Source organism: Phaeobacter sp. PT47_59 (assembly GCF_028890025.1).
Lineage (GTDB): Bacteria > Pseudomonadota > Alphaproteobacteria > Rhodobacterales > Rhodobacteraceae > Phycobacter.
Genome location: NZ_JARCJL010000068.1, coordinates 1 through 1,404 on the forward strand (window position 1 = coordinate 1; position 1,404 = coordinate 1,404).

1 protein-coding gene is annotated in these 1,404 nt (G+C 64.9%); it reads right to left on the bottom strand.

What is annotated here, in order from left to right:
* Positions 1-68: 68 nt before the first annotated feature.
* Positions 69-1,265, bottom strand: coding sequence for an IS256 family transposase (locus PXK01_RS21905; protein ID WP_142495134.1), 1,197 nt, complete (start codon positions 1,263-1,265; stop codon positions 69-71).
* Between the last annotated feature and the right edge of the window lie 139 nt (positions 1,266-1,404).

A 1,404-nucleotide genomic window follows, 5' to 3' on the forward strand; every position in this document is an offset into this window, starting at 1 on the left:
GGGTAGTGTCCCGGGAGATGGTGTAGGAACTGGCGTCCACCTGCTTCTTCATAGCTGGTGCTGCTCGTTCACTGCGCGGCGATCATCGTCGCCGCGCCGGTATCGTTGCACACGGCCGTCAGCTTTTCCACCGGCATGTAGCGGCGGGAGACGGCCCATTCATCGTTTTGCTCCAGCATGAGCGCGCCGACCAGCCGGATGACGGCTTCGCGGTTGGGAAAGATGCCGACGACATTGGTCCGCCGCTTGATCTCCTTGTTGACGCGTTCCAGTGGGTTTGTGCTGTGCAGCTTCGAGCGCAGGCTCTCGTCGAAGGCCATGTAAGCCAGCACGTCATGCTCCGCCTCATCCATCAGCTCGGCAACATCGCGGAACCGGTCCCGCAGGCTGTCGGCGACCTCACGCCAGCGGGCATGGGCCTGGTCGCGGTCCTTCTCGGCGAAAACGGTCTTTACCACCGCGCTGACCACCGGCTTGTGGGTCTTGCCCACGCGGGCCAGGAGGTTGCGCTGGAAATGCACGCGGCAGCGCTGCCAGCCGGCACTGAGCACCTTGCGTGCGGCAGCTTTCAGGCCCTCATGTGCGTCGCTGATCACCAACTGCACGCCCCGCAGGCCGCGCCGAGTAAGAGACCGCAGGAAGTCGGCCCAGAACGTCTCGGCTTCCGAGGGCATGACGGTAATCCCCAAGATCTCGCGCCGCCCGTCTGTATTGACCGCCACAGCCACTATCACCGCCATCGAGACGATCCGCCCGCCCTCACGCAGCTTCACATAAGTGGCGTCGAGCCAGAGGAAGGGCCAATCGCCTTCGAGAGGCCGGTTCAGGAACGCCTGCACCCGCTCGTCGATCTCCTCGCAGAGCCGCGAGACCTGGCTCTTGGAGGTGCCCGTCAGCCCCATGGCGCGCACCAAGTCATCGACAGCGCGCGTGGAAACACCATGGATGTAGGCCTCCTGGATCACTGCCATCAGCGCCTTCTCCGCCGTCCGCCGTGGCTCCAGGAAGGTCGGAAAATAGCTGCCCTTGCGCAGCTTCGGGATGTTCAGGCCGATGGTCCCCGCCCGGGTATCCCATTGCCGCGGCCGGTAGCCGTTCCGCTGGTTCTCCCGGTGCGGGCTGCGCTCGCCATGGCCCGCACCGCAAACGGTGGCCACCTCGATATCCATCAGCCGCTGCGCGGCATCCTGGATCAGCTCGCGCAAGAAATCCGCGTCATCGCTCTTGGCGATCATGCCCGGAAGGTCGATCATGTTCTCGGTCATCGTGCTCTCCTTCGTTGTCGTCGGTCTTCGAACAACCTCAGACTACGAAGAAGCGCGATGGCCGCCAGCCCGGCCGCGCGCTGCGCTACGCCAAGGGCTTCGCGCGCGGCCTCTTACACCACCCCACGGGGCACTACCG

Excerpts from the sequence above, each read along its gene's own strand:
- PXK01_RS21905 (WP_142495134.1), bottom strand. The coding sequence starts at position 1,265 with ATGACCGAGAACATGATCGACCTTCCGGGCATGATCGCCAAGAGCGAT.